At 53.5% G+C, this 2,944-nt stretch carries 7 protein-coding genes; all 7 read right to left on the reverse strand.

All coding sequences use genetic code 11. The annotated features are described in order from the left end of the window. Positions 1–246 (reverse strand): hypothetical protein (locus LCF60_RS24110; RefSeq protein WP_292295066.1); only part of this gene is annotated, 246 nt, incomplete at its 3' end. After that, positions 239–562: a hypothetical protein gene (locus tag LCF60_RS24115; RefSeq protein ID WP_292295067.1), complete on the reverse strand. Its 324-nt coding sequence runs from the start codon at positions 560–562 to the stop codon at positions 239–241. The genes LCF60_RS24110 and LCF60_RS24115, both read right to left, overlap by 8 nt. Positions 563–628: 66 nt before the next feature. Continuing rightward, entirely contained in the window at positions 629–841 is a 213-nt protein-coding gene (locus tag LCF60_RS24120) for a helix-turn-helix domain-containing protein (protein ID WP_292295068.1), read from the reverse strand. Continuing rightward, positions 838–1,047, reverse strand: a complete 210-nt coding sequence (locus tag LCF60_RS24125; protein ID WP_292295069.1) for a DUF3310 domain-containing protein — start codon at positions 1,045–1,047, stop codon at positions 838–840. Before LCF60_RS24125 ends, LCF60_RS24120 begins: the two co-directional genes overlap by 4 nt. A gap of 284 nt (positions 1,048–1,331) precedes the next feature. Then, positions 1,332–1,511, reverse strand: a complete 180-nt coding sequence (locus LCF60_RS24130) for a hypothetical protein (protein WP_292295070.1) — start codon at positions 1,509–1,511, stop codon at positions 1,332–1,334. 414 nt (positions 1,512–1,925) lie between these two features. Next, a complete protein-coding gene (locus LCF60_RS24135) occupies positions 1,926–2,186 on the reverse strand; it encodes a hypothetical protein (RefSeq protein WP_292295071.1) in 261 nt (86 codons plus the stop codon). Next, the gene (locus tag LCF60_RS24140; protein WP_292295072.1) at positions 2,179–2,382 is read right to left on the reverse strand and encodes a hypothetical protein; all 204 of its coding nucleotides are present in this window, start codon (positions 2,380–2,382) and stop codon (positions 2,179–2,181) included. The genes LCF60_RS24135 and LCF60_RS24140 overlap by 8 nt, the downstream gene beginning before the upstream one ends. Positions 2,383–2,944 lie beyond the last annotated feature (562 nt).

Raw genomic sequence — 2,944 nt, forward strand, 5'->3', positions numbered from 1 at the left:
GGCTTCTTTGTCACCGCGTGCTCGGTAGTATTCGATCAGCGCGATAGCCGCGTCAAACGCGATGCGAAGAGCCACGTCGTCTTTATCCAACTCCGGTGCAACCAGCGGTGCATCGGTGCCGTCAGGATTCTTTTTAACGTTTGTTAGCCGCTTGATGATTGGCGCAAACTGCGGAAAAAACAACGCAAGTGCTGCACCGACGAGCGGCAAAATGACTGCCCAGTGCTCCGACAGAGTCTCAATCATCGTCGCCGTCCTCGTAGATAGCCTCGATCAGCTCAGGCGTTGGGGAAAAGACCTGAAAATACTTCAATGCTTTGTAAATCAGAATCGCGAGCTGAATCAGCAGCATGATCGTCGCCGGGTCAAAACCCATTTCTGTCGACGAGTTTTCGAGCGTGCGTTTGGTAACTCGCGACGCCTCGCCAAGGTCGCCCGTTTCACGCCAAATGCCCGCTGCGGTCTCGTCGATGTATCGACGCTGCTCGCTACTGAGATTGCGGCGCAGACGACGTGCCTCGCGTCGCTCTTGCCTTCGCTGCTGTCGATCGCTAATCGTCATCGGTCCCTCGGGTGTGAGTCTCCCTAGACTCTTGCGACTGCACCCGAGCTTGGCAACTGCCTTTTTCTAATCGTCCGCAACATTCCGCGAATTGCTGCTTTCGAGCGTTTTAAGAAACTCGATCAGCGTGATGCGCAACACGTATCGCCGACTGCAGCCAGGCTCGCGGATTGTCGGCAATCGTCCGCTATCCATCCATTCGCGGATGACTTTTTCGCTCCGACCGATCAGCCGAGCCGCGTCTTTTTGAGTGAGCATTCGGCAATCGTGGTCGGTCATTCGGTAGCCGTTGCTCGCGTAAGATACCAAATCGCTTTTCGCATATCCTCGTCGCCGCCCTTGAGAGCCTCACGCCAGACGTACTTGATCGCGTTGCCTTTGCAGTAGCCGCGAAATTCCTCAGGCGTCAGTGCGGATTCGATTGCGTCGATGCACTCAATGCCGCCAGCGGTGTAGTGGCGAGGGTGGTTTACGTTGTCAGTCATCGCACTTCCTCAATCACGATCTGTGTCCTTTCTTCCGCCGCGTTCTTGACTTTGAATTGCTCGTAGCTGACCTTCGAGACTTCACTGGGGCTATCGTCTCGTAGTATGCCGCAATGGACGAGACCATCAATTGCCGCTTTCGCGCTAACTCCATCGGCGTCGGCGAGCCTGCATCTAAACGAGATGATTGTAATACTAACTCGTGTATTAAATGCCGCACCTTTGCTCGCTTCCATCGGTTCATTCCTAGCAGTGCGTTCCATGTTGGTAATTTTACCGGCAGCTCAATTACCATCCGTTGCACCGGAGTCCCCCAAAATCTCATCCTCGTCGATCCATCGCCAGTAGCCTGCCAACTTGTACCGCACTCGCTCGCCGATCAGCACCGCTTCGACGGTGCTGTGTAAAATCCAGTCGCTGATTTTTGCTGCGACTTGGCAGCCGATCCAGTATTTTGCTTTCATGGCTTTTTTCCTTTAAACCGGCGCTGCGCCGAAGAATGTGTTGTTCGTGGGATGACTAGCAACGGTAGATTTGTCCGTCTGGCCTTCTCCCACCAATCTTTGGAGCATGTCCGTCGTGGATCGCTTGCAACTCGGCCTGAACTTCGGACGGTCCCGCTTTCGGGTCGATGTCGTGTTTGAACACCAACGCCAGATGTCTTTGGATCATCGCTGATTGCTGGCTATTTATCGCCCCCGGTTCCTCTGGCGTTGACTGGCTGATCTCGAAATAACCCTGCAACCAGTAGCAAAATTCCGACGCTTTCACTTCGTCACCTCACGAACAAAACATTGCATCGGACATGGCCGCCGACGCTTTTTGGCAATTCAAAATCCACCGGGGCCATGCCGATGAATGTAAGCGTTCGCCAGAAGCTAATAACCCCTAATAATTTTGGCCAATTCATCTTCCGAAAACATGCCTTTGTCGGCAACGGCATTCAAAACCCTCGCAAGTATTCCGCGAGTGTTTGCAATCTCAACGCCGAGTTCTTCGATCTTTCTGATGCTGTCATTCCATCTGCATCGACCATATTTTTCGACTAACTCTATGACCTCTTCCCTGTCACGATCAACAATTGTCGTTGCCATTGCAAAACTCCAAATTTCGTTAATGTTTTTCGTTCGCTTATCCACTAATTGCCGTTTTCCTGGCCAGCAACTCCGCCAGCCGCTCCGCGTACTCCTCGCGCAGTAGCTGCACGTTGCTTTCAATCTGCATGTGCCGCATGCCCTCCCAGCGGTCGTAGTCGACGTTGATTGCCGCCTCTTTAAGCTGCTCCATCGTCTTCGCGTTTCTGATTTGCAATCGTAGCCAACCGATGTTTGTCATACCACGTGCGACCAACGCTTGCGAGTTTTGATGTGGCTTATCACCGATTTATGCACGCCAAATTTTGCTGCGATGTCCTTGTGTGGCATCGTACCAAATAGCCTACGGATTTGGCGCACATCGTCGTCGGTTAATTTTGCGGTGATTTTCGCCGCGCGATGACTCCCATCCGCGTAGCGACAGACTGCCTTTAGTGCCCATTGCTGCTCCGTGCCTTTTGCGGTCTCCCACGCCCAGCACGCTCCGGCAATCCGCTCGCTAGGTCTTTGTCGAGATTGGCGACGCCAACAGCGCCAAGCCACTCGCTGACGCCTGTGTAGCCGTCTCGCTGCGACTGAGCTGTAAACGCATCCCACCACTCATCCGGCTGACTTATCTGCTTGCGTGTTGCTGCCATCGCTGACCCTCCTCGGTGTTGTGTTAAATCGCTTGCTCGTCATGGTCGTTTGTGACCGTACTTTATCGGGTCCGCAAAAAACACCTGCCCGCGAATCCGATTGCCTTCTTGCCATTCGAGCAGAAACCGGCACCGCCCTTGCTTGTCGGTGTCGGATAAGTAAGT

Origin of the sequence: Marivita sp., from assembly GCF_020055635.1 — a bacterium.
Lineage (GTDB): Bacteria > Pseudomonadota > Alphaproteobacteria > Rhodobacterales > Rhodobacteraceae > Marivita.

What these genes read in the sequence shown, in the direction of transcription:
- LCF60_RS24125 (WP_292295069.1), bottom strand. Translation starts at nt 1,047, where the DNA reads ATGACTGACAACGTAAACCACCCTCGCCACTACACCGCTGGCGGCATT.
- LCF60_RS24115 (WP_292295067.1), bottom strand. Translation starts at nt 562, where the DNA reads ATGACGATTAGCGATCGACAGCAGCGAAGGCAAGAGCGACGCGAGGCA.
- LCF60_RS24130 (WP_292295070.1), bottom strand. Translation starts at nt 1,511, where the DNA reads ATGAAAGCAAAATACTGGATCGGCTGCCAAGTCGCAGCAAAAATCAGC.
- LCF60_RS24140 (WP_292295072.1), bottom strand. Translation starts at nt 2,382, where the DNA reads ATGACAAACATCGGTTGGCTACGATTGCAAATCAGAAACGCGAAGACG.
- LCF60_RS24120 (WP_292295068.1), bottom strand. Translation starts at nt 841, where the DNA reads ATGACCGACCACGATTGCCGAATGCTCACTCAAAAAGACGCGGCTCGG.